The sequence below is a fragment of the Bacillus sp. FSL W8-1143 genome, from assembly GCF_037965155.1.
Classification (GTDB): Bacteria; Bacillota; Bacilli; order Bacillales; family Bacillaceae; genus Bacillus; species Bacillus pumilus.
Genome location: NZ_CP150182.1, coordinates 1732459 through 1757754 on the forward strand (window position 1 = coordinate 1732459; position 25296 = coordinate 1757754).

Consider the following 25296-nt stretch of genomic DNA (forward strand, 5'->3'; position numbering starts at 1 on the left):
TGAGTAAGTGTAACGCTTAATGACCGCGTATGTCCATCTTATGTGCCGGGATAATGTCCTCAAGCCGGTGCAAAACTTGTCTGAAAGTGTCATCATTTGCAAGGTGCCTCATGCGTCGGAATGGATCGCCTTTTTCCTTTAGACGCTCTATCACAGCTGGCATGGTAAACAAAGAAGGATGAAGTCCATCTTGATGGAGTTCGTCCCATTCAAGCGGTGTCGCTACAAGTCCAAGCTCATTTCCTCTTGGTGAATAGGGCGCAATGATTGTTTTTCCAGCATCGTGCTGAATATAGTCTAAATACAAGCGCTTGCCGCGTTTTTTCTTAAGACGTTCCAAAGTAAATAGCTCAGGGGCTTGTTCACATAAAAATTGGCATATAAACGCGGTAAATGTCCTCGTTTCTACGTATGTGAAGGCATTTTTCTTTAATGGAATATAAACTTGAAGTCCTTTACCACCGCTTGTTTTAATAAAGGCTGTGAGAAAGAGACCGTCTAAAAGCGTTTTGATTCGCTTGGCAGCTTCTATGGCTAGATGAAACTCGTTAACAGACGGCGGGTCTAAATCAAAGACGATTTCGACCGGCCGGTTCGTATCCCTTGTTTCAAAAGGAATATGAAATTCCATTGCAAGCTGGTTGCCGAGCCAAAGAAGCGTCTGAGGGTCATTACAGACCGTGTAAGCAATATCATCAGCTTGATCGGTCAACACATAATCTGGCGCATAATCAGGTGTCGACTTTTGATAAAAGAATTCATCCCCGGCGCCATGAGGAAACCGAATTAAAGTCAGCCGTCTTTCACGTAAAAAGGGCAAGAGATAGGGAGCGGCTTGTCTCAAATAAAGTAAGTAATCTGCCTTGTTCAGATGAAGAGCTGGCACAATCGGTTTTTCGGGATGAGTGATGTCAATCACAGCAGGGAGCGGATATAGCTGTTTGAGCATTTGCTGAAACGTACACGTCGCTGGATCAGTATCTAGTAAAAAGGAAGAAAAACGCGGCTCTCTTAAGGCGGATCCATCAAAGGAGATACAAGCAATGCTCGCGACGATAGAAGGTGGGATTTCATATCCTGATGCCCCTATTTGCTTGCCTTTTGTTTGAAAGAGCGTACGAAGCGTTTGTTCTTCTTCTTTAGAAAATCCATGCTTGAATTGGACAACCTCAGTGAGTTGATGATCTTGATAAATACAGCCTTGAAAGTAGCCATTTTCTTTATCAAAATGAGTCACTATGACAGAGACATATCGCCAGTTTTTGACTTTCAACCATTCTTTTGACCGGGTATTGTCGTGCCATTTACTCGTCCCTTTTTTCGCAACGAGTCCTTCTGCTAAATACGTCGTCATCAGCTTTTTCATATTTTCAGGATTTGTGTCTGTATGAATGAGTTGAAGAAGGGAAGGGTGCTCAAGCTGTACAGATGGCGGAAGTTTTGCTGCTTGGAAAACTTGCTGTAACTGTTTTTTCCTTTCTATCAACGGTAAATCAATTAGAGATTGCCCTTTGCATCTTAATAGATCAAATGCGATCAAATGACATGGAAACCGCTCAGCCTGTTGCTTAATCGCCTCTTTGTTTTTCAGCCTACCTCTTTGCTGAACCCTCGCAAAATCGCTTTGCTGTTCATCCAGTAAAAAGACCAATTCCCCGTCAAACGTCAGAGGTAAAAAAAGAGCAAACTGATCCCTTAATTGTTCGCACTGTTCAATCACCTCAGGAAACTGTTCATTTAATCGTTTTCCGGCTCTGCTTTCTAAATGAATCTCGTTTTGATCCCACGTCAGAATGGCTCGAAAGCCGTCATATTTTAATTCATACACCCAGTCTGCACCGGTAGGAACCTCATGTGCAGCCGTTAATCGCATAGGTTTCATTTGTGCATGTCACTTCCTCATATGATGTGTTCTTAGAGTGGGATGAAATTTTCATTCACATACATAAGTCTAACGAAAACATTGCATAGTAAGGAGAAAAGAACGGAGGCGACGCGATGCATACAGTTTGGAAAGGCGGCATTAGCTTTGGACTAGTCAATATTCCAGTGAAGCTGTTTACCGCTACAGAGAACAAAGACATTAAATTAAGGCAGCTGCATAAAGAGTGTCACACGCCCATTAACTATAAAAAAGTTTGTGCCAACTGCGGGGAAGAGGTGGCACCAGAACAAATCGTCAAAGCGTACGAGTATGCGAAAAATAAATTCATTGAATTAGACGAGGAAGAGCTTGAAAAGCTGCGAAAAGAAAATGAAGAAAAAGCCGTTGAAATCATTGATTTTGTGAAGATAGAAGAGATTGATCCAATCTATTATGAAAGAAGTTACTTTTTATCACCAGATACCGGCGGAGCGAAGGCTTATTCATTATTAAGAAAAGCTTTAGAGGAATCGGGGAAAATTGGTGTCGCAAAGATTATGATCCGCTCAAAGGAGCAATTAGCAATCGTTAGATGCTATGAACATATTTTACTGATGGAAACCATTCATTTCCCTGATGAAATTAGACAGGTATCAGATGTACCGAATATCCCCCAAGAAGAAAACATTGTAAAAAAGGAGTTAGATACAGCGCTTCTTTTAATCGAGCAATTAACCACAACTTTCGATCCAGCTGCCTATCAGGATGAATACAGAGAACAGCTGATGAATTTAATTGGAGATAAAATATCTGGAGAACATACAGTTCAGCCAGAAACGACTGGCAAAAAAGATCCTGCATCCAATGTGACCGATTTAATGGCAGCTCTACAGGCTTCAATCGACCGATCAAAACCAGCCAAAGCGAAAAAGGCAGCACCTAAAAAAAGAAAAGCACCAGCGAAAAAAGAAAAGAATGCATAAAATAAGACCGCTTATGAGCGGTCTTACTGCGGTTTTAACACATCCTGAATGCTCCCATCTTTTCTATGGATAACAACAGAAGTCCCTTTATTAGATGCAATCTCACTTGCCCGGTCGATGGCTTCTTGTTTCGTTTCTTTGACCTCACTTGCTCGTTTTGCTTTCTCTGTTTGAACCGCCCAGCCTTCTTCGTGTTTGACGACATGCTGCGCATGATCCATAAGCTCTGGTCTTGCGGAGCTGCTGTCTTTAGATGGCGTGACAGAACCATGAGCTGAGACATTCTCGATCTCTTTCTCCGTTGCGTTCTTTTTCCATTCTTTCGCTTGACTGATTGCAATTGGGATGGCTCTACTTTCGTCATAGCCTTCCTGCATCATTTTGTTCGCAATCTCAAGCGCTTTTTTTCGAATGACGTTGTCTAATGATTTAAATGAAGCAGGATAATCATTCATCGTCCAAGGCATATAAAGCGCTCCTTTCTTTTATTTGAACAACTTCCCCCATATGTAATCGATCAAACATATCATTCTTCTCAAACCAATGAAGGGGATAAAATACATCGTTTTGCTGAGGCAGAATCTCATCAATTCCCGCAGAATAGAAGGTAGAAAAGGAGTGATTTTGATGATGATAAAAGGTTTGTATGAAGCCCATTTACCTGTGAGTGACTTAAAGACATCTATTGCGTTTTATGAAAAATTGGAATTGACACTTGCTCACGCAAATGAACGAGTTGCTTTTTTATGGATTGAGAAAGGGAAGAGCTGGCTTGGCTTGTGGAAAGTAGATATCAATGACTTCCCATATCATCCCTCGACACGGCACGTTGCTTTTCAAATTACAACGTCTAGTATCGAACAAATCAAGGCTTGGCTGGTTGAAAAAGGCATCAGCATTCACCCAATGTTTGGCTTTTCAGAAGAGAAGCAGCCTTTAGTTCTCGATAATCCGCCGCAATTTCATGCAGCGATCTATTTTCTTGACCCAGATGGAAATCTGCTTGAATGCATTGCCCCGCTTGAGCTTGATACAGAAGAAGACTACGATATCATGACATATGAGGACTGGGATCGAAAGAAAAATCCGTTTATTGATTGACAAAATCACTCGTTGTAACTATATTGATTACAACGGTGGTGAAAGATTGTGAAACAAATTAGCAACAGGTATCCGATTGCTGTTCATATTGTGTCATTTATTGCAGGTGTTCCAAAAGAGTGTACAGGTGATTTTATTGCAGAGAGCGTGAATTCAAATCCAGCCATTGTTCGAAAAATGATGGCAATGCTCAAACGGGCAGGTCTCATTGAGATCCGCCGCGGAGTAGGTGGTGCTTACTTAAAAAGGCCGGCAGAGGAAATCACGCTGTTAGATGTGTACCGTGCTGTCGATGTAAGCGAGGATGAAGAATTGTTTAACTTCCATCAGCCAGTCATCGCATGTCCGATTGGTCAAGCGATGGATACGAGACTGCGGCATGAACTAAAAGAAGCACAAGCTGCACTTGAGAATCACCTAAAGCAAGTGACAATTCAGCAATTATTGACAGAGGCGGAATAAAAAAGCTCATACATTGGAGCTTTTTTTACACTTTTGTTGTAACCATTTTGATTATAACGTATGCACATCACCGTGAATCACAAAATGAGGAGGTCAAACAAATGAAATTATTAGTAACAGGCGCAACAGGACAGCTTGGATCGCTCGTCGTCCAGCATTTACTTAAAAAGGTACCAGCTGAACAAATTGCGGTGAGTGTTCGAGATCCGCAAAAAGCAGCACATTTAAAGGAAGCCGGGGTGGATGTACGCCGCGGAGACTTTACTCAGCCAGACACCCTTAAGGCAGCCTTTCAAGGCATTGACCGCCTTTTGATCATTTCAACTGCGGATGGTGACCGCGTGCAGCAGCATACGGCTGCCATCCAAGCGGCGAAAGCAGCCAGTGTATCCTTTATTGCTTATACAAGCGTTGTGAATGCAAGAGAGAGTCAGCTTGTCCTTGCACACGACCACGCAAAAACTGAAGAAGCCATTGTGGCCTCTGGCATTCCTCATGTGTTTCTAAGAAACAACTGGTATGTAGAAAATGAAAAAGATACGATACTAGCAGCCGTTAGTGGCGCACCATTTTTAAGTCCAATTGGTGATGGCAAGGTTGGCTGGGCAACAAGAAATGACTACGCAGAAGCGGCCGCAAATGCGTTAACACTTTCTAAACATGACAAGGAGATATATGAACTGTCAGGCCCTCTTCGGACACACACTGAACTTGCTCACATTGTCAGTGAGGTGAGCGGAAAAGAGATCAAAGTGGAGCAAATTGATGTCGACACATTTGGGGAATTTTTAGCTTCTAATGGTGTACCAAAAGAAGCTGTTCCATTTGTCAAAGCCATTCAAAGCGGAATTCGCGATGGTGCCTTAGCCGTTGGAAGCCATGATTTCGAAATCTTATTAGGCCGGCCTTTAACGCCTATCGACGAAAAAATTCGTGAAATGATTACAAAATAAATTTTCTCAAACGTCCTATCAAAAGGGCGTTTTTTTTCATTCAAGCTACACGAGCCATATGTCCAAATTTAGACAAATCACCTCGTTGAAATTTCAGAAATTTGGGATTAAAATGAAAATAAGGCCTGTTATTTCGTCATCAGATGACCAAATTGATGAATCAAATTGCAGCAAAGAAGGGAAGTTCGCCGATGAAAGTCCATTTATTCGTTACTTGTTTAATTGACACCATGCAGCCAAATGTAGGAAAGGCCACAGTGGAAGTATTAGAAAGGCTCGGTGTAGAAGTGGAATTTCCAGAGGCACAAGTGTGCTGCGGGCAGCCAGCCTTTAACAGCGGCTATACAAAAGAAACCATTAAAGCAGCAAAAAACATGATCAAAGCCTTTGAATCAGCTGAATATGTCGTGACGCCGTCAGGTTCTTGTAAGGCGATGTTTTTAGAATATCCTCATCTTTTAAAAGAAGACCCAGTGTGGTCAGCAAAAGCTAAGGCACTTGCTGAGAAAACATATGAATTAACCGAGTTTATTGTTGATATATTACACGTCACAGATGTCGGAGCGAGCCTGAAAGGAAACGCAACCTATCACACATCCTGTCATATGACGAGACTGCTGCGAATTAAGAAAGCCCCTTTCACACTGTTGTCAAATGTCAAAGATTTGACGATGACACCATTGCCGCGCGCCGAAAATTGCTGCGGATTTGGAGGAACCTTTTCAGTAAAAATGACTCCTATTTCTGAGCAAATGGTCGATGAGAAAGTCCAAAGCATAGAGGAGACACACGCTGAATACATCATTGGTGCTGACTGCGGCTGCCTGCTGAATATTGGCGGGAGGCTGAATCGTCTTGATAAGCCCATTCAAGTGATGCATATCGCAGAGGTATTAAATAGCCGCTGACTTTAAGAGGGGGAACGGCACATGAGTATGAAAATTGGAGAGAAGGCCTTTAAAGAACGAATCGGGGAAGGGTTAGAAGATAAAGTCATGAGAGGTGCTGTTTCCTCAGCACAGGAACGCCTGTATGAAAGGCGGCTAGCTGCGAGCGAAGAGCTTGGCAACTGGGAAAAGTGGCGTGAGCTTGGCGAGGAAATCCGCCAGCATACGCTGACGCATCTTGATGACTACTTATACCAATTAAGTGAAAGTGTTAGTGCACGCGGGGGACATGTCTTTTTTGCAAAAACAAAGGAAGAGGCATCGGCGTATATTCAACATGTGGCACAGAAAAAGGCGGCCCAAAAGATCGTTAAATCAAAATCAATGGTCACAGAAGAAATTGAAATGAATCAAGCCCTTGAAGAGATCGGCTGTGAGGTGGTGGAAAGCGATCTTGGCGAGTATATTCTGCAAGTAGATGATCATGAACCTCCTTCACATATTGTGGCACCTGCTCTTCATATGACGAAAGAACAAATACGAGAAGTCTTTCACGAAAAGCTCGGATATGAGATGTCAGAGACACCTGAAGATATGACGAGTTTTGTGAGAGCCATCTTACGTGAAAAGTTCCTCGAAGCAGATATTGGTGTCACCGGCTGTAATTTTGCTGTCGCCAATACAGGTTCCATTTGCCTTGTGACAAATGAAGGGAATGCGGATCTTGTCACGGCTATCCCGAAGACACATATCGCCGTTATGGGCATGGAACGGATTGTTCCAACGATGGAGGAGCTGGATGTCCTCGTTGGTCTTTTGTGCAGAAGTGCAGTCGGTCAGAAATTAACGAGTTACATTTCTGTCGTTGGACCAAAAGGAGAAGAAGAAGTGGATGGACCAGAAGAATTTCACTTGGTCATTGTGGACAATGGGCGGTCCAATATATTAGGTACTGCCTTTCAGACTGTTCTCCAATGTATCAGGTGCGCAGCCTGCATCAATGTGTGCCCAGTTTACCGGCATGTGGGCGGACATTCATACGGATCGATTTATCCGGGGCCAATTGGTGCTGTTTTATCACCGCTTCTTGGCGGCTATGATGACTACCAAGAGCTCCCCTTTGCATCCAGCCTTTGCGCGGCCTGCACAGATGCTTGTCCAGTAAAGATCCCGCTTCACGAGTTATTAATAAAACATCGTCAAGTCATCGTGGAAAAAGAGGGGAGAGCGTCTAAAGCTGAAATGATGGCGATGAAAATGTTCGGAATGGGCGCTTCGACTCCCGGGATGTATCAATTCGGAACAAAAGCAGCTCCTGTATTGATGAATCGTATGGCTTCAAACGGACAGATTTCAAAAGGAATAGGTCCTTTAAAGAATTGGACAGATATTCGTGACCTGCCAGCTCCAAGTAAAGAAAGATTCAGGGATTGGTTTAAAAAGAGACAGAAGGAGGAACAGTGATGAAGGGAACCATTTCTCACCGAGAATCGTTTTTAGCTCATATCCGTAAGCAATTAGGGAAGGATTCCTCCTCGTCTGCATCTATTCAGCGTCCAGCTTGGAAGCATCAAGTTCAGTGGGAAGCAAACGGACTTTTGTCTAAAGAAGAGCTAGTCGAGCAATTGAAGGTGCAATGTCAACGAATTCATACAAGAGTGGTCGAAACAACACCAGAGGAAGCGCCCTCTGTATTACGATCATTGATGACAGAGTATGGAGAGGGTTCTGTGATGACATCGGGCGATCATCGTTTTGAACAATATGGATTTTATCCGATGTTTGACACCTTGCAGCACGAAGGATTCGCAGTCACCAGCTGGAATGCTGAGGCTTCAAGGGAAGAAAATATCAGGCTGGTAGAACAAGCGGCGTATTCGGTTGTATTCAGTGATTACACCTTAGCAGAATCAGGTACAGTCGTCCTTTCATCCCATCAGGGCCAAGGAAGAGCGCTCCATTTTTTACCGATGATGTATATCGTGTGTATCGAAAAAAGCACGGTGGTTCCGCGGATGATTCAAGCTGTTTCGGCTCTTAATCGCTCAGTAGAGGAGGGAGAGCAGGCGAAAGGTGCTATTCATTTCATATCAGGTCCGAGTAACTCTGCGGATATTGAGATGAATTTAGTAGTAGGGGTTCATGGTCCAGTTCGGGCGGTTTATCTATTGATAGATGATGAATAGGGCTTTCGAGAAGAAAGCCTTTTTTCATGCAAAAAAAGCGTACATAAGTTTTAAAATCATCTTGCCTCTAGCGGATTGGACATAGTAAGATGACGACATACAAGATGAACTTCTCATCTACTGCTGATGTAAAGGAAGCTGCTTATGGACATGAAGTCAACTGCTCAAAAGAAATCAATTGCACTACCGCTTGTGATTTCAATTATTGCCATTTCGTTTTCTGCTATCATTGTGAAATGGTCAAATGCACCTGCTGCTATTTTAAGCATGTATCGAATGATCTTTGCCGCGATTTTTATGCTGCCGTTTATTCTGCCACGAAAAAAAGAATTTCTCTCGATTCAGCGAAGAGATTGGTTTTTCTTATGTATGTCAGGCTTCTTTTTAGGACTCCATTTTGTGTTGTGGTTTGGCTCACTGAAGCTGACGACTGTGGCAAGCTCTACTATTATCATCGCCCTTCAGCCGATGGTCTCCTTATTAGGCGGCTTTCTCTTTTTCCGTGAACGAACCACGCTGCCTGCACTCTTGACGATGTGTGCCGCAATTGTTGGTGCACTTATGATTGGGTGGGGAGACATAGGTCATAGCCAGGAAGCCATCCTAGGAGACATTTTATCCTTTTTAAGTGTGATCGCGGTTGTTTGTTATTTATTAATAGGTCAACAGGCTGTCAGAAAGATATCTCATTGGATTTATAGTTTTTGTGTGTTTGGTTTTGCCGGTCTTTTTTTAATTTTATTCAATTTGATTCAGCAAACGCCTTTTACAGGCTATCCGGGTAAAGAGTGGGGAATCTTTTTATTGCTTGCGATCATTCCCACCATGTCTCATGTCATTAATAATTGGCTTTTAACCTATGTCAATGCCACAACCATTTCAATGAGTATCCTTGGCGAACCTGTTGGAGCCACGATTCTTGCTGTATGGCTGCTTGGAGAGAAAGTCACGCTGCTCCAAATGTGTGGCGGTTTTCTTGTCCTTTTAGGCGTCTTTTTCTTTTTGATGCAGCAGCGGCAAGGGATTGTGATGAAACAAAAAAAATCTGGTTAAATTCCGGATTTTTTACTCTTTTAAATCGTTTTTTTCAATCACTTTGTTCAATCTTTCCTCAACCTTCTTCAATTCCATTCGTTTTCTTCTGATCATTCGAAAAGCGATGACAATGATCGTCACGATAGCAGCAATGAATAGAAGAGAGAACACTTGAAATAGAAGATCACCAATATTAAATGCCATATTCTCCCCATTAGACATACGTAAAACCTCCCTTTCTATCTATATATTACCATAATCGATAAAAGATTGAGATTTATCCATCATTTATCTATAATAGGTAAAATATCACTTATTAAAGGAGAACCAATATGAGAACTTTAGTCCTTTTACGAGGTCTCCCAGGCGTAGGGAAATCAACTTGGATCAAAGCCCAAGGCTTAGAGCCTTACACATTATCAGCGGATCAGATTCGTCTTTTGACCCAGCCTCCGCAGTTATCTGTCAATGGGAAACCAGAAATTTCAAGCAAGCATGACCACAAAGTCTGGTCTTTATTATTTGAATTGCTTACAGCACGTATGGAACGCGGAGACTTTACTGTGATTGATGCCACGCATATTTCAAGCAAATCGATATCTCAATATAAATCGCTGGCCACATCGTATCGTTACAGGGTGTATGTCGTCGATTTCACGCAGGTGTCGCTTGAAACAGCTCTATTGCAAAATCGCTCACGGGAAGCTCACAAAGTTGTGCGGGAGTCTGTTTTATATCAAATGAATGAGCGGTTAAAAACAGAAAAGGTCCCATCATGGGTGACTGTCTTGCAGCCTGAGGAATATCCGCAAGTGATGACCTATCAGCCTCGATCCTTCGATCAATATGAGGCCATTCATGTTTTTGGAGATATTCACGGCTGTCATACCGCTCTGACCACCTATTTGCAAGGAGATATTAAAGAAAATGAACTTTATATCTTTGCAGGTGATTTGCTTGATAGAGGTATAGAAAACAAGGAAGTATTAGAATGGATGCTCGCACATAGAGAATGCCGGAATGTCATCGTGATTGAGGGCAATCATGATCAGCATTTATACCGGTTTGCACATGGTGAAAAAGTAAGAAGTAATATGTTTAACCGGCATACTGCACCTGAGATTGAAGCAGCAGACTTTGATTTAAAAGAAGTACGAAAGTTTGTTAGGACATTTCATCAGCTTACTTATTTTACGTACCATGGCAAGACATTTCTTGTTACCCACGGGGGGCTTGCTCATTTGCCAGAAGAGCTATTGCATGTCTCAACACAGCAGCTCATCCACGGTGTAGGTGAATATTCAGATGACATTGATCACTTGTTTGTTCAAAATACTGCTGGATTAGATGTCATTCAAATTCACGGGCATCGCAATTTATACAGGCTGCCTATTCAAGCAGCGGAAAGGTCTTATAATCTAGAAGGCCAGGTTGAATTCGGGGGACAGCTGAGGGTGTTGAAAATCACAGCTGACGGGATTGAGACTCATGAAATTGACAACCCAATCTATAGAGCTTCTGAGAAAAAACCATCAGCCACTATTCAACCAGATATCTCACTAGATGACTTTTTAGCTCACTTAGATCAGCATGAGTATGTACAGGAATTAAAGCTTCCGCACCACATTTCATCTTTTAATTTTACGAAAAAAGCGTTTAGTGAACGGCAGTGGGATGATGTGAATGTGAAGGCAAGAGGCTTGTTTGTCAATATGGTGTCAAAGCAGATTGTTTCAAGAAGCTACAACAAATTTTTTAACATTGATGAGCGTCCGGAGACAAAAATGCATCATCTAGTAAACCACCTTCAATTTCCTGTCACCGTCTATGATAAAGCAAATGGATATTTAGGGACGGTTGGGTATAACCAAATGGAAGATGAATTGGTGTTTACGTCCAAATCGTATACATCTCATGTGAAACAAAATCAGCATGCTTCCTGGGTCGAGGAGTTATTCTATCAGACCTTCGGAGACGTGCAGGTCGACTACATCAAATCATACGTACGTGACCACAATGCATCTCTTGTGTTTGAAGTCATTTTGCCAGAGAAAGACCCACATATTATCACATATGATCATGATCAACTCATTTTGCTTGATATAGTGAAGCGTCAGCTAAGCTATGAAAAGGCACCATTTACTGAAGTGAAAAGAGTAAGCGAACAGCTTGGAATATCCAGCAAGCAGGAAGTGGCTGTGTTCCATGATTGGACGTCTTTTTATAAATGGTATCAGGCCGTTTCTCATGACGACTCGATCAAAGAAGAGGGATATGTCATTGAGGATGATCGCGGCTTGATGACCAAGCTCAAGCTTCCTTATTATCAATTCTGGAAGCAGATGCGCGCGATCAAACAGCGCGTTGCAGAGAAGCGTTCCACGCATAAATATATGCAGGCATTGCAAACAGCGGAGCAAGCTAGATTTTATACGTGGCTTCTTGAGCAAGATGCCAATGCTGTCAGAAATAGCTCCATTATTGAGCTGCGCTCACAATTTGAGCAAAGCGATGCAGCCCAATTGAATAATGATGGAATAAATGCATAGTCTAAAAAGGAGTCTTTTCTAAGGAAAAGGCTTTTTTTGATGCAATTGAAAGGTGGACCCTTACATGCCTGACCATATTGAAGTCATTTTACGGACGATGTTTGCTTTTGCGATTTTATTTGGCGGAGCACGTCTTCTTGGAAAGCAAACCATAGCGCAAATGAATATTTTTGATTTTATAGCAGCCATTAGCTTAGGTTCAATTGCGGCGAGTCTCGCGTTTAATACAACGCTTCCGTTTCATCACACGACGATTTCCTTTGTCACGCTTGTCATGATCATTTATGTGATTTCGCTCATTGCTTTAAGGAGCCGAAAATTGAGAGGATTTATGGCCGGTAAACCAACCCTTGTCATACAAAATGGCAAAATTCTTGAAGAGAATATGAAGGGAATGAGATATACCCTTGATTATTTAAATCAGCAGCTGAGAGAAAAAGACATTTTTGATATTAGCGAAGTTGAATTTGCCATAATTGAAACAGATGGACATATGTCAGTGAAAAAATATCCTTCGTTTGAAAATGTCACTCGAAAGGATCTTCAATTGTATATGAAGGCAGAGGGCTACATGCCTATTGAAGTGATCATGGACGGAAAGCTCATTTTGAAAAACATTCATGAAAATCAATTAACGGTGGAGTGGATAGATGAAGAGCTTAAGAAAAGGCAGCTCTCCTTAAAGGACATTGTATACGCAGTCCGTTCAAGTAATGGCAGCTTATATATTGATACATATGACGACCACATTCACTCTCCGATTGATCAAGAATGAAGGTATAGTGCGGAGGTCACCCGCATGACACATATCCGTCAATGTTTATAAGTCGTTTGGATGCTGTCTGACTAGGCATCATTTCTCAATTATTATTATTTTCAGAAAATGTGATGACGGAAAAAAATAAATGTGTTTAAGTGTATATAGAACAAATTAAAATATTAATATAATATACCGTTTGCGGAATGAACGTTCATTCCTGTGGCGAGGAGGGGATGAAGTGCAAGCAGTGACTGATAAACAAGAACAGATCATGAAGGCTTCACTAGACTTATTTATTGAACGGGGCTTTGATGGGACCACGATGCCAATGATTTCAAAAAGAGCAAACGTCGGAGCGGGAACCATTTACCGTTATTTCGACAGTAAAGAGGCACTCGTCAATATTTTGTACCAGCGCAGCCTTTCTGCATTTATCGAAAAAATGAACACAAACAGTCCAGATCCAAAGGCGAGTATTCGGGCGTACTTTAAGCATGTATTTTATTGCTTGGTTTTATTTACAAAGGAGAATCCAAGCGGGCTATATTTCTTAGAAATTGATAAACGATCCCATTACTTAGACGAGACGAGCAAAGAGAAAATGCAGCATTTGTTACATGAGCTATTCCTTATCTTTGAAGAAGGGAAAAAGGATGGGATTCATCCAAATCTTTCAGGTAGAACCATTTTATCGATTGTATTTGGTGCCTTTGTACAGCTGCATAAACAAATTCTTGCAGAAGAAATAGAGCCAACGATTGAATTTCTAGAGGACATTGAGCAAAGTTTATGGCGCGCTATCAGCGTCGCATCTTAATGAATGAAAAGGAGTGGGCACATGCAACAAACATCAATCATTCCAAAACCAAAAACATACGGACCTTTTAAAAATATTCCCCATATCAAAAAGGGGGAGCTTTCTCAAACCTTTTGGCGGCTGGCAGATGAATTAGGACCGATCTTTCAGTTTGAATTTTCAAAAGCAACAAGTATTTTTGTTTCTAATCATGAACTTTTCCAAGAAATATGTGATGAGAGCCGTTTTGATAAATACATTGGGACTAGTCTCAATAAAGTAAGAGCATTTGCAGGGGATGGGTTATTTACGAGCTGGACAGAAGAACCGAACTGGAGAAAGGCTCACCACATCTTGATGCCGGCGTTTAGTCAGCAGGCCATGAAGGGCTATCATGAAATGATGCTCGATATTGCCACACAGCTTGTACAAAAATGGCAAAGAACAGGCCGTGATGAAGAAATTGAAGTAGCAGAGGATATGACAAAGCTTACTTTAGATACGATCGGACTTTGTGGTTTTGATTTCAGGTTTAACAGTTTTTATAAAGAAAATCAGCATCCATTCATCGAAAGTATGGTGAATGGTTTAAGCGAAGCGATGGATCAGGCGAGCCGGTTGCCGGTTGCAGATAAGCTAATGATCAAAAGAAGAAAAAAATTTGAAGAAAATGTCGATTTTATGAAGCAATTAGTAGATGACATTATTCAAGAACGGAAAAAACAAGATAAAACGGGCGATGATTTACTGTCCCTCATGCTGCATGCAAAGGACCCTGAAACAGGAGAGCGCCTGTCAGATGAAAATATTCGCTATCAAATCATTACCTTCTTAATAGCTGGGCACGAAACAACAAGCGGGCTACTATCCTTTGCGATTTATTTCTTATTAAAGAATCCTGAAAAATTAAAGAAAGCTGTCCAAGAAGCAGATGATGTGCTGCAAGGCGGACTGCCAACATTTAAGCAGGTACAAAAACTAAATTACACACGTATGGTTTTAAATGAATCTCTTCGCCTCTGGCCAACAGCGCCTACGTTCTCTTTTTATGCGAAAGAGGACACCGTCATCGGAGGGAAATATTCGATTAAAAAGAACCAAAGTGTCTCCGTGCTGCTACCTAAGTTACATCGTGATCAAGCGGTATGGGGAGAGGATGCGGAAGAATTTAAACCAGAGCGGTTTCTACACCCTGAAAAGATCCCGCAGCATGCCTACAAGCCTTTTGGGAATGGACAGCGTGCATGTATCGGCATGCAATTCGCCCTTCATGAAGCCACAATGGTACTGGCAATGGTCCTGCACAACCTGGAATTGATTGATCACACATCATATGAACTTGATTTAAAAGAATCTCTGACGATTAAGCCAAACGATTTTAAAATCAAAGTGCGGCCAAGAAAGCAGCAACTCTTTATGGCACCACCGAAAGAAGAGGCGAAAAAAAGCACAAAATCTGATGAGTCAAAAGTGGAGAGTCATGGTACACCATTGCTTGTTTTATATGGATCAAATCTTGGCACAGCGCAACAAATCGCAAACGAATTGGCTGAAGAAGGAAAAGCAAAAGGGTTTGATGTGACCACTGCTCCGCTTGATGACTATACACGTCAATTACCAGATAAGGGTGCAGTCTTCATCGTGACCGCTTCATATAATGGACATCCGCCTGACCATGCGAAAAAATTTGTGGATTGGGTCACGCAGGATAAAGAGCAGGATTTAACAAACGTGACGTTTGCTGTGTTTGGATGCGGAGATCGAAATTGGGCGAGTACGTACCAGCGTATTCCTCGTCTCATTGATGAAGCACTTGAAAGAAAAGGTGCGAAGCGTGCAGCTGATTTAGGAGAAGGTGATGCAGGCGGAGATATGGATGAGGATAAAGAAGCATTTCAGAAAACGGTCTTCAAGCAGCTCGCAAAAGAATTTAAGCTCACCTTCCAAGAAAAAGGTAAAGAAAACCCAAAGCTATCAGTTGCTTATACCAATGAGCTAGTAGAACGTCCTGTGGCGAAAACATATGGTGCCTTTTCAGCTGTTGTACTGAAAAATGAAGAATTACAATCTGAAAAAAGTGAGCGGCAAACAAGACATATAGAGCTGCAATTGCCTGAAGGGAAAAAGTACAAAGAAGGGGATCATATCGGAATTGTTCCGAAAAATAGTGATGCACTCGTTCAGCGGGTGATCAATCGCTTCAATCTAGATCCTAAGCAGCACATCAAGCTTTCTTCTGAGAAAAAAGCAAATCATTTACCTTTAGATCAGCCGATTCAAATGAGAGAATTACTTGCGTCGCATGTTGAGCTTCAAGAGCCTGCAACACGTACGCAGCTAAGAGAGCTCGCCGCATATACAGTTTGTCCGCCTCACCGCGTGGAGCTTGAGCAAATGGCTGGTGAAGCGTATCAAGAAGCTATTTTAAAGAAACGAGTAACCATGCTTGACTTACTAGATCAATATGAAGCATGTGAGCTGTCATTTGTGCACTTTTTAGCACTTTTACCAGGTTTGAAGCCGCGCTATTATTCTATTTCTAGCTCACCAAAGGTCGATGAAAAAAGAGTCAGTATCACAGTGGCGGTTGTGAAAGGGAAAGCGTGGAGCGGCCGCGGAGAATATGCCGGAGTCGCATCAAACTATTTATGCGGTCTGCAGGAAGGAGAAGAAGTCGCCTGCTTCCTCCACGAAGCGCAGGCAGGATTCCAGCTGCCGCCTTCATCTGAAGTTCCGATGATCATGATCGGACCGGGTACAGGAATCGCTCCATTTAGAGGGTTTGTTCAGGCAAGAGAAGTATGGCAGAAGGAAGGCAAGCCACTAGGCGAAGCTCACCTATATTTTGGCTGCCGTCACCCTCATGAAGATGATCTGTATTTTGAAGAAATGCAGCTTGCAGCGCAAAAAGGAGTTGTCCACATCCACCGGGCTTATTCTCGTCACAAAGAGCAAAAAGTATATGTCCAGCATTTGTTGAAAGAAGACGGCGGCATGTTAATCAAGTTACTTGACCAAGGTGCGTATCTTTACGTGTGCGGGGACGGAAAAGTCATGGCACCAGATGTAGAGGCTACACTGATCGACCTCTATCAACACGAGAAACAATGCTCGAAGGAAGCAGCTGAAAATTGGCTGACAACCCTTGCGAATAATAATAGATATGTAAAAGATGTATGGAGCTGACAAGAGGGAAGACCGCCAATTAGGCGGTTTTTTCTGTTTCATCAAGAGAGGTGAGATCGATAGAATGAAAGTTTGAAAGATACAAAACACCTAATTTGAAAATGAAATATTTTGTAAAAAATAAGAATATTCTCTCATTTACTCCAATATGGAACAATCGTATCATTTTTGATATAGGACATAAAGGAGGAATATGATGAAAAAGGTGAAAATGTTACTCCCTTCTCTACTCGTTTTTGGTGCTTTAAGTGTGCCTAGTTTTGCCCATGCCGCATCGGATTCAGTACTAACATCTGATTATGACATGGTGACTTCTGATGGAAAGGTGATCTCTTCAAGTGATTTCCACAATGATACGAAATCCCCCTCATCCTTTGATAAAGTGGATGATCTATCTTCAACTGTTGGTGAAAAAGTAAAACCACTATCAAAATATGTAAAAGACTTTCAAACTAAAGTCGTCATTGGAGACGATGGTAGAACAAAAGTAGCAAATACAAGAGTAGCACCATATAATTCAATTGCTTATATTACATTTGGCGGCTCCAGCTGCACGGGGACACTCATTGCCCCTAACAAAATTTTGACAAACGGACACTGCGTGTACAATACAGCATCGAGAAGTTATAGTGCAAAAGGATCGGTGTATCCAGGGATGAATGATAGCACTGCGGTAAATGGGTCAGCAAATATGACAGAGTTCTATGTACCAAGCGGATATATCAATACAGGTGCGAGCCAATATGATTTTGCCGTGATCAAAACAGATACGAACATTGGCAATACAGTCGGTTATCGTTCCATCCGTCAGGTGACAAACTTAACTGGAACAACGATTAAAATTTCTGGATATCCAGGTGATAAAATGAGATCGACTGGCAAGGTGTCGCAGTGGGAGATGTCAGGTCCTGTGACAAGAGAAGATACGAATCTCGCATACTATACGATTGATACATTTAGCGGAAATTCAGGCTCAGCGATGCTAGATCAAAATCAGCAAATCGTTGGGGTTCATAACGCAGGGTATTCAAACGGAACGATTAATGGCGGTCCAAAAGCGACAGCTGCCTTTGTTGAATTTATCAACTATGCAAAAGCGCAATAAAAGCTAGAACATAAAGCTTGTTTCCTTCATAGGGGACAAGCTTTTTTATGTGGATACAAGTGTCTATCTGTCTATGCTTGAAAGATTCATTGAGTTTTCAGCCTCTTCATTTTTTTCACATGTCATTCGTGAACAACTCATACATTAAAATGACACATTTCCTTTAAGTCAAGATTCTACTTGAGAAAAATGAGGAGGTCACGCATTTTTGAAAATGAGAAGAGGCTGGATTACTGCTGTCGCCTTATGCTTTGTGATATGGATGGGCACGCTGCTAGGTGGATTTGGGGAGGAACATGCGGCAAAAGGTGCGGATCGATATGATCATGTCATTCAATTTCCAAAGGAACGGTACCCTGAAACTGGCAGTCATATTCAAGAAGCCATTCGAAAAGGGCATTCAGATGTGTGTACGATAGACCGAAATGGAGCAGATGCCCGCAGGCAAGAATCATTAAAAGGCATTCCGACTAAGCCTGGATTCGACCGAGATGAGTGGCCGATGGCAGTTTGTCTTGAAGGAGGAAAAGGGGCGAGTGTTCAATATGTCAGTCCGTCTGATAATAGGGGAGCGGGCTCATGGGTCGGACACCAGATGAGCGGGTATCCTGATGGGAAAAGAATTTTATTTATTGTGAAATAAAACTAAAAGGGAGGCGCCTGTGAGTAGGTGCCTTTTTTGATGATGATCAGAGCGTATTGGAGCTAGCAGGGACAAAAGATTCAGTGGTACAATGGATCCTATAAGGTACAAAGACAGACAAGAAGAAAATGTGAAGGGACATATGCTTATGGATAAGAACCGTGCATTATACGATTATTTCATGCAACATGCGGAGAAACTGACTGAAACTTGGTATGATTCAATTGAAGATGATGATCCAGAATCAATATATCGTTCAACAGATTCCAGCATCATATCAGAGCTAAAACGGCAAAATCAAGATTATTACCAGCATTTTATACGTGCTCTTATTGAAGACAAGACGTATTTACATACTGAGTTTAAAAAGTGGTCTGAAGACTTAGCCAGTGACCCAAAGCATTTAAACACACCATTAGATTATGTTGTGAGAGAATACATGTCCAATCAAAGAGTGGTCCTTCATTACTTAAAAGAATTTATTAAACAGCGTCAAGATGAAATTGATATTGACCGCATCTTTTATTGGTATGATTTAATTTCAGAGGCGTTTAATATTTCCATTCATATGTTCATCCAGCAATATGTGAAAAATACAACGAGGAAGCTCGTGGCACAAAGAGACATGATTTACGAGCTGAGCTCACCTGTCATTGTCTTAAAAAGTCATATTGCGTTATTGCCATTAGTAGGTGATATTGATACAGCAAGAGCAAAGATTATTTTAGAAAATACGCTAAAACAGTGCTCACAAAAAGGTGTACAGCATTTATGTATTGATTTATCGGGCGTTGTCATCATTGATACAATGGTGGCTCATCAAATCTTTGATCTTGTCACATCACTTCGGTTAATTGGAGTAGAGACAACTATTTCAGGAATCAGACCAGAAATTGCCCAAACCGCTGTGCAGCTCGGGCTTCCTTTTAATGAATTTCGCACGGCATCATCACTTGCTCACGCCTTAGACCGCATGACTGAATTTACTTCAATATAAAAACCAGGCCGATTGAATGGCCTGGTTTTTATTTAGATAACAGCGTCAATTTTAGTGACTTTCCAATCTTTTTGTCCTTTTTCGAACGTAACCGTTCTTTGTACTTTGCGTCCATCAAGTGTTGGGACAGTGAATTCATATGTGCGGACTGTTTGTTTTTTAGAGACAAGTTTAGGTGTCGCTTTATCCCAATTAAGCATATTGTCTCCGTCGCCGACTGGAACAGCCATTTTGCCTTTATGAACAATGAACTGGTAGTCTTTTAAACCTTGATTGATGGCTTCTTTTGTGAAAACTTGAGATAGGTAGCTGTTTAGTTTTTTCTTTGTATCAAATGTTTTAGAAAGATAGTTGTAAGTCATGTCTTTATAGCTAAATGATTTTAATTTGTAATCAGAATGTTCATTAATTTTGTAGCCTGACATCGCACTCCAAAAGTGTTCCCGTGCATCAAGGGCAATATGTAACGCTTCTTTATTTGTCAAAGTGGCTGGTTTTTTAGAAGCGGCCAATGTTGTAGATTGTAATGAGATCATAAGCATAATAGCAGTTAATAAAACGAATAATTTTTTCAAGGCGATTGCCTCCTTTTCTCAATGAAAACTTCTTATGTTACAAATGTTACAATAATTACAGTGACATTACAAGTATTAAATCGAAATGTTTTTTATTTCTTTTCTTTCTATATATATAACGTTTGAGGGTGGCAAAAAGTTTTCATTTTTTTATTTTTTCTTTATATCTACTATTTAACCGTTCTAAAGAAGAACAAAACGTTTTTTGGAAAAGTTTCTGTTTGGACGTTCAACACGCTTTTTCATTTATGACATATACTATCGTGATGAATGTCTAAGAAAGTGGTGTTGAATATGTATTATCCGTATGAAGGTATGTGGAATGGGTACTCATATGATAGGCAGATGCAAGGTTGGCCGTCGCTCCCTTCTCAAGTTGGAGGATTTCCAGGGTTTCCAATCGGAGGAGGAGGCACTGGGCCCGGATCTAGTGGATCAGCCCCGCCAGCCCCACCACAGCATATCGTTTCGCAATATCAGCAAGCATTATCACAGCCTCAAAGCATGCAGTCACTTATTTCAGGGCAAACAGGTGGAGGTCAGCAATCGGTTCAATTTGCCGCGGGATGTAATAGAAGGTGGACGATTGTGTTTATGAGAAACGGTCAAGTATTTTTAATGTATGTTCTATCTTCACAGCCTTTCGGGAGAACAACTGGCTTTATTTGGCCGAACTTTACATTTGGTTCCTTCCCAAGCTCGAGTATTCTTGCCTATTCTTGTTCATAAAAAAAAAGCCGGTTCTCATCATTAACTGATGAAATACCGGCTTTTTTTAGTGAATATTTCTAAATACGCCAATCACTTTACCTAGTATACTTACATTCTGTAAAATAATCGGTTCCATAGATGGATTTTCTGGCTGTAATCTAAAGTGTGTATCTTCTTTATAGAAACGTTTCACTGTCGCTTCATCTTCCTCTGTCATGGCGACGACAATATCTCCATTGTTAGCAGTGCTTTGCTGACGCACAATGACATAGTCCTTGTCCAAAATTCCTGCGTCAATCATACTTTCTCCCATAATTTCAAGCATAAATACTTGTTCATCTGGTGCTGCAAAAGTCTCTGGAAGAGGGAAGTACTCTTCTACATTCTCAACAGCCGTAATAGGCAGGCCTGCTGTTACTTTTCCGATGACTGGTACGTTCATTACAGCACTCTTTGGAATATTCATTTCCTCTTCATCTAGTACTTCGATCGCTCTAGGTTTTGTCGGGTCTCTTCTAATTAAGCCCTTCGTTTCTAGTCTAGCTAAATGTCCATGAACCGTTGAACTGGATGCTAGACCGACAGCTTCTCCAATTTCACGAACGGATGGGGGATAGCCCTTGCTTTTTACTTCTTCTTTGATGAATGTCAGGATATCGAGTTGTCTTTTTGATAGCTTCGTCATCTTTTGCACCTCAAAACGTCAATTTTAAAGAAATTATAGCATGTTTTTCCTAACAGTACAAACATAGGTTCGAAAAAAACGTTTGACAGAAACGTTTGTTCGTATTTATAATAAGTGTCAGAAAGAACGAACACACATTCTATTAGGAGAGATGACATTATGAGGTTAAAAGAATCTATTATTTTTATTGGGGTATTCTCATTCATCGTTGGCATATTTCTCTCACTTATTGCAGTCACAAGCCATAATGATCCAAATCAGTATGTTAAAATAGAAGTTCAATCAGGGGATACTCTTTGGGGGTTAGCTGATCAAGTAAACGACAGCAAATCAATCGATAAAAATGCGTTTATTGACTGGGTCACTCAGCACAACGATCTTGCTTCAACAGAAATCCAGCCTGGTGACATCCTTGTCATACCAGTCAAAAAAGAGCATCCAGTCGTATATCAACTTGCAACAGTACAGTAGAAAGGTCGATTGAAGACATGAATGCAATCATCTATGCGAGAGTAAGCACTGTCAAAGAAGAGCAGGAAACCTCGCTGAAGAGACAAGAAGAAGAATTGCTAGCTTTAGCTGCTATGCACAAGATGAATGTGGTTAAAGTCATTAAAGAAAAAGCAAGCGGGTATGATCTAGATCGCGATGGTGTGTTTGATATGCTAGCTACACTAAAAGAAGAGTCAATTGATGCTGTTCTTATCCAGGATGAAACACGTCTCGGAAGAGGACAAGCAAAAATTGCGCTTCTTCATTGTCTTTTTAAAGAGAATGTGAAGGTGTACAGTACGTTTCATAGAGGCGAACTTGAGCTTTCAGAAGCAGATGAAATGGTGATTGAGATCGTAGGAGTCGTTGAAGAGTATCAACGAAAAATTCATAACCTGAAAATCAAGCGGGGAATGAGAAGAGCCGTTGAACGAGGGTATCAGCCCGAACTGAATTTAAAACAGCAGGATCATGCGCCTGGCCGTGAGCGTATTGAAGTGCCGATTTCAGAAATTGTTCGATTAAGAAAAAATAACATGACCTTCGCAGAAATCGCAGCAACTCTTCAGGCACTAGGTTTCGACATTTCAAAAGCAACGGTCCATAGAAGGTATCAAGAATATGAAAAAGGTCTGACCACCTAAAGCTTGATTTGTTGTCAAAATGATTGATATTTAGTAGTATGTAGAGAAAATGCTTTAAAGGAGTTAGTCATGATTTCTAAAAATCAGCTTGCAAGAATCAATGAGCTTTCAAAAAAGTCAAAAGAGACCGGTTTGTCAGACGATGAAAAAACAGAACAAAAGCAATTAAGAGAAGAGTATTTAAAAGCTTTTCGTTCTTCTATGAAAAATACACTTAAAACCGTGAAAATCGTTGACCCTGAAGGAAACGATGTCACACCAGAAAAATTAAAAAGAGAAAGAGATCAAAACCTTCATTAAGTTTTCGGTTTCTTGAATTTTGAAAAGATGGGAAGGATATTCTCATCTTTTTTCATATTTGCATAACTTTTTAGGTGATCGATAAACTAAATGTGACAAAATCACTCTTTTTCAGCGTGAAATAGTTGTGAAAAAAGGACAGTAGATTTATGATAATGGTGTACACAAGATACGGAAGGGGATTTATATGGAAACGATTGAATTGAAATCTATTGCAACAATACGTACTCTCTCCATAGACGCAATTGAAAAAGCGAATTCCGGCCACCCTGGAATGCCGATGGGTGCTGCGCCAATGGCATACGCTTTATGGACGAATCACTTAAACGTAAGTCCGCAAAACCCAAATTGGTTTAACAGAGACCGTTTTGTATTATCTGCGGGACATGGTTCTATGCTTCTATATAGCATGCTTCATTTAAGCGGATACAACTTGAGCATCGATGATCTAAAACAATTCCGCCAATGGGGTAGCAAAACACCTGGACATCCTGAATTTGGACATACAGAGGGCGTCGATGCTACAACAGGTCCTTTAGGACAGGGGATTGCCATGGCAGTTGGTATGGCACTTGCAGAAAGACATCTTGCGGAAACGTATAACAAAGACAACTTTAATGTTGTAGATCACTATACATACAGCATTTGCGGAGATGGAGACTTAATGGAGGGAATTTCCTCTGAAGCTGCTTCCCTTGCTGGTCATTTAGGCTTAGGCCGTTTAATTGTCCTTTATGATTCAAATGATATTTCTTTAGATGGCGACCTAGATCGTTCATTCTCTGAAAATGTGAAGAATCGTTTTGAAGCGATGAACTGGGAAGTTCTTTATGTGAAAGACGGCAACAACATTGAAGAAGTGACGGCTGCTATCGAAAAGGCAAAACAAAGCACAGACAGACCTACACTGATTGAAGTGAAAACAACAATCGGTTTCGGATCGCCAAACCGTGCAGGAACTTCTGGTGTGCATGGTGCACCACTTGGCAGCGACGAAGCCAAGCTGACGAAGGAAGCTTACTCTTGGACGTTTGAAGAAGATTTCCATGTACCTTCTGAAGTGTACGATCATTTCAAAGAAGCTGTAAAAGACGCTGGTCAGAAAAAAGAAGCAGCTTGGAATGAACTATTTGCGCAATATGAAAAAGAATACCCTGAGCTTGCAGCTCAATTGCAGCTTGCGATTGAAGGAAAGCTTCCTGAGAATTGGGATCAAGAGGTTCCTGTTTATGAAGCAGGTTCAAGTCTTGCCTCCCGCGCTTCTTCAGGCGAAGTATTAAATGGCATTGCGAAGCAAGTACCTTTCTTCATTGGCGGGTCTGCTGACCTTGCAGGTTCAAACAAAACAACGATTAAAAACACAGACGATTTTGGTAAAGATCATTATGCTGGTAAGAACATTTGGTTCGGCGTCAGAGAATTTGCAATGGGTGCCGCGTTAAACGGTATGGCGCTTCACGGCGGCCTTCGTGTATTCGGCGGAACGTTCTTTGTTTTCTCAGATTACTTAAGACCAGCGATTCGTCTTGCTGCCTTAATGGGACTTCCAGTCACTTATGTCTTTACTCATGACAGTATCGCTGTTGGTGAAGATGGTCCGACGCATGAGCCGGTTGAACAGCTTGCTTCATTACGTGCGATGCCGAACCTTTCTGTCATTCGCCCTGCGGATGGAAACGAAACAGCTGCAGCGTGGAAACTGGCTGTATCTTCAACGGATAAACCGACAGCACTAGTTCTGACTCGTCAAAACCTTCCAACGATTGACCAAGCACCTGAGAAGGCGTATGAGGGAGTAGAAAAGGGTGGATACGTCGTCGTTGAAGCTGCTGATGCGCAGCCAGAAGCACTTCTACTCGCATCTGGATCTGAAGTCGGTTTAGCGATTGAAGCGCAAAAAGCACTTGAGAAAGAAGGAATCCGCGCGTCTGTTGTCAGTCTTCCTGCATGGGATCGTTTCGATCAGCAGTCAGACGAATACAAAGAATCAGTCCTTCCTACAGCAGTGCGGGCTCGTATTGCGATTGAAATGGGGGCTTCACTTGGCTGGGAGCGTTACACTGGTCTTGATGGTGACGTAATTGCCATTGATAAATTTGGCGCTTCTGCACCTGGTGAAACCATTATTGAGAAATACGGCTTTACGGTCAGTAATGTCGTCAGCCGTGTGAAAGCGAAGCTGAACAAATAACGAAGTCTCCAAGCATCATGCTTTTTTTCATCTGTTTGCAGAGCATTTTCATCCGCTCTGCAAACTTTTTTCTTTTTTCTTGTTTTTTTGACAAAACTAGTTTCTTCTTGCTTCATATATAGACAATTCTTTCTTTCACATTTTTGTATAATACAAGCAATATACGAGATTGACGAAATGTGAAAGGAAGG

The 25296-nt window shown here is 41.5% G+C and carries 25 protein-coding genes; 20 read left to right on the forward strand and 5 right to left on the reverse strand.

All coding sequences use genetic code 11. From position 1 onward, the window contains the following. Window positions 1–16: 16 nt before the first annotated feature. The gene (locus NSQ36_RS08595) at window positions 17–1882 is read right to left on the reverse strand and encodes a DNA ligase D (RefSeq protein ID WP_339207210.1); all 1866 of its coding nucleotides are present in this window, start codon (window positions 1880–1882) and stop codon (window positions 17–19) included. A gap of 116 nt (window positions 1883–1998) precedes the next feature. On the opposite strand from NSQ36_RS08595, the gene NSQ36_RS08600 reads away from it, so the two are divergent. Beyond that, the gene (locus tag NSQ36_RS08600) at window positions 1999–2847 is read left to right on the forward strand and encodes a Ku protein (protein WP_003211891.1); all 849 of its coding nucleotides are present in this window, start codon (window positions 1999–2001) and stop codon (window positions 2845–2847) included. Window positions 2848–2870: 23 nt separating this feature from the next. Here NSQ36_RS08600 and NSQ36_RS08605 read toward each other — a convergent pair whose 3' ends face one another. Next, complete coding sequence (locus NSQ36_RS08605) at window positions 2871–3314, reverse strand: DUF2188 domain-containing protein (RefSeq protein ID WP_268493759.1); 444 nt, start codon at window positions 3312–3314, stop codon at window positions 2871–2873. A 160-nt stretch (window positions 3315–3474) separates the two neighbouring features. On the opposite strand from NSQ36_RS08605, the gene NSQ36_RS08610 reads away from it, so the two are divergent. From NSQ36_RS08610 to NSQ36_RS08640, 7 genes are all read left to right on the forward strand, one after another. Beyond that, entirely contained in the window at window positions 3475–3948 is a 474-nt protein-coding gene (locus NSQ36_RS08610) for a VOC family protein (protein WP_106028907.1), read from the forward strand. A 48-nt stretch (window positions 3949–3996) separates the two neighbouring features. Continuing rightward, a complete protein-coding gene (locus NSQ36_RS08615) occupies window positions 3997–4410 on the forward strand; it encodes an Rrf2 family transcriptional regulator (protein WP_251190495.1) in 414 nt (137 codons plus the stop codon). A 101-nt stretch (window positions 4411–4511) separates the two neighbouring features. Further along, window positions 4512–5363: an SDR family oxidoreductase gene (locus tag NSQ36_RS08620; RefSeq protein WP_339207214.1), complete on the forward strand. Its 852-nt coding sequence runs from the start codon at window positions 4512–4514 to the stop codon at window positions 5361–5363. 191 nt (window positions 5364–5554) lie between these two features. Then, entirely contained in the window at window positions 5555–6271 is a 717-nt protein-coding gene (locus NSQ36_RS08625) for a (Fe-S)-binding protein (RefSeq protein WP_339207338.1), read from the forward strand. A gap of 21 nt (window positions 6272–6292) precedes the next feature. Next, window positions 6293–7714 carry a LutB/LldF family L-lactate oxidation iron-sulfur protein gene (locus NSQ36_RS08630; protein WP_113387029.1) on the forward strand — a complete coding sequence of 474 codons (1422 nt, stop codon included), beginning with the start codon at window positions 6293–6295 and terminating at the stop codon, window positions 7712–7714. Next, the gene (locus tag NSQ36_RS08635) at window positions 7714–8436 is read left to right on the forward strand and encodes a lactate utilization protein C (RefSeq protein WP_339207216.1); all 723 of its coding nucleotides are present in this window, start codon (window positions 7714–7716) and stop codon (window positions 8434–8436) included. Before NSQ36_RS08630 ends, NSQ36_RS08635 begins: the two co-directional genes overlap by 1 nt. Window positions 8437–8580: 144 nt before the next feature. Further along, window positions 8581–9489: a DMT family transporter gene (locus NSQ36_RS08640; protein ID WP_050944906.1), complete on the forward strand. Its 909-nt coding sequence runs from the start codon at window positions 8581–8583 to the stop codon at window positions 9487–9489. A 12-nt stretch (window positions 9490–9501) separates the two neighbouring features. Here NSQ36_RS08640 and NSQ36_RS08645 read toward each other — a convergent pair whose 3' ends face one another. Beyond that, window positions 9502–9693 carry a TIGR00366 family protein gene (locus tag NSQ36_RS08645; RefSeq protein ID WP_137054585.1) on the reverse strand — a complete coding sequence of 64 codons (192 nt, stop codon included), beginning with the start codon at window positions 9691–9693 and terminating at the stop codon, window positions 9502–9504. A gap of 110 nt (window positions 9694–9803) precedes the next feature. Between NSQ36_RS08645 and NSQ36_RS08650 the strand changes: the two genes are divergently transcribed. From NSQ36_RS08650 to NSQ36_RS08680, 7 genes are all read left to right on the forward strand, one after another. After that, the gene (locus NSQ36_RS08650) at window positions 9804–12020 is read left to right on the forward strand and encodes an RNA ligase (RefSeq protein WP_339207218.1); all 2217 of its coding nucleotides are present in this window, start codon (window positions 9804–9806) and stop codon (window positions 12018–12020) included. A 64-nt stretch (window positions 12021–12084) separates the two neighbouring features. After that, the gene (locus tag NSQ36_RS08655; RefSeq protein WP_113387033.1) at window positions 12085–12795 is read left to right on the forward strand and encodes a DUF421 domain-containing protein; all 711 of its coding nucleotides are present in this window, start codon (window positions 12085–12087) and stop codon (window positions 12793–12795) included. Between the two features lie 256 nt (window positions 12796–13051). Continuing rightward, on the forward strand, window positions 13052–13597 hold the full coding sequence (locus NSQ36_RS08660; protein ID WP_050945461.1) for a TetR/AcrR family transcriptional regulator: 546 nt from the start codon (window positions 13052–13054) through the stop codon (window positions 13595–13597). A gap of 21 nt (window positions 13598–13618) precedes the next feature. Next, entirely contained in the window at window positions 13619–16762 is a 3144-nt protein-coding gene (locus tag NSQ36_RS08665; protein ID WP_339207220.1) for a bifunctional cytochrome P450/NADPH--P450 reductase, read from the forward strand. Window positions 16763–16958: 196 nt separating this feature from the next. Beyond that, complete coding sequence (locus tag NSQ36_RS08670; RefSeq protein WP_003212025.1) at window positions 16959–17867, forward strand: trypsin-like serine protease; 909 nt, start codon at window positions 16959–16961, stop codon at window positions 17865–17867. Window positions 17868–18129: 262 nt separating this feature from the next. Next, window positions 18130–18510 (forward strand): NucA/NucB deoxyribonuclease domain-containing protein, encoded by a 381-nt coding sequence (locus NSQ36_RS08675; RefSeq protein WP_223251181.1) that lies wholly within the window; start codon window positions 18130–18132, stop codon window positions 18508–18510. Window positions 18511–18658: 148 nt separating this feature from the next. Further along, the gene (locus NSQ36_RS08680) at window positions 18659–19507 is read left to right on the forward strand and encodes an STAS domain-containing protein (RefSeq protein ID WP_044141412.1); all 849 of its coding nucleotides are present in this window, start codon (window positions 18659–18661) and stop codon (window positions 19505–19507) included. Window positions 19508–19539: 32 nt separating this feature from the next. On the opposite strand, the gene NSQ36_RS08685 is transcribed toward NSQ36_RS08680, so the two are convergent. After that, window positions 19540–20082 carry an IseA DL-endopeptidase inhibitor family protein gene (locus NSQ36_RS08685; protein ID WP_003211360.1) on the reverse strand — a complete coding sequence of 181 codons (543 nt, stop codon included), beginning with the start codon at window positions 20080–20082 and terminating at the stop codon, window positions 19540–19542. A 294-nt stretch (window positions 20083–20376) separates the two neighbouring features. Between NSQ36_RS08685 and NSQ36_RS08690 the strand changes: the two genes are divergently transcribed. Continuing rightward, window positions 20377–20811 carry a hypothetical protein gene (locus NSQ36_RS08690; protein WP_003212431.1) on the forward strand — a complete coding sequence of 145 codons (435 nt, stop codon included), beginning with the start codon at window positions 20377–20379 and terminating at the stop codon, window positions 20809–20811. A 46-nt stretch (window positions 20812–20857) separates the two neighbouring features. Here NSQ36_RS08690 and lexA read toward each other — a convergent pair whose 3' ends face one another. Then, on the reverse strand, window positions 20858–21478 hold the full coding sequence (gene lexA / locus NSQ36_RS08695) for a transcriptional repressor LexA (RefSeq protein ID WP_003212311.1): 621 nt from the start codon (window positions 21476–21478) through the stop codon (window positions 20858–20860). A 159-nt stretch (window positions 21479–21637) separates the two neighbouring features. Between lexA and yneA the strand changes: the two genes are divergently transcribed. From yneA to tkt, 4 genes are all read left to right on the forward strand, one after another. Then, a complete protein-coding gene (gene yneA, locus NSQ36_RS08700; RefSeq protein WP_003211955.1) occupies window positions 21638–21949 on the forward strand; it encodes a cell division suppressor protein YneA in 312 nt (103 codons plus the stop codon). A gap of 17 nt (window positions 21950–21966) precedes the next feature. Beyond that, window positions 21967–22614, forward strand: a complete 648-nt coding sequence (locus NSQ36_RS08705; RefSeq protein WP_003211322.1) for a recombinase family protein — start codon at window positions 21967–21969, stop codon at window positions 22612–22614. A gap of 69 nt (window positions 22615–22683) precedes the next feature. Next, window positions 22684–22914, forward strand: coding sequence for a DUF896 domain-containing protein (locus NSQ36_RS08710; protein ID WP_212046465.1), 231 nt, complete (start codon window positions 22684–22686; stop codon window positions 22912–22914). A 187-nt stretch (window positions 22915–23101) separates the two neighbouring features. Then, window positions 23102–25105 carry a transketolase gene (gene tkt / locus NSQ36_RS08715; RefSeq protein WP_137054580.1) on the forward strand — a complete coding sequence of 668 codons (2004 nt, stop codon included), beginning with the start codon at window positions 23102–23104 and terminating at the stop codon, window positions 25103–25105. Window positions 25106–25296 lie beyond the last annotated feature (191 nt).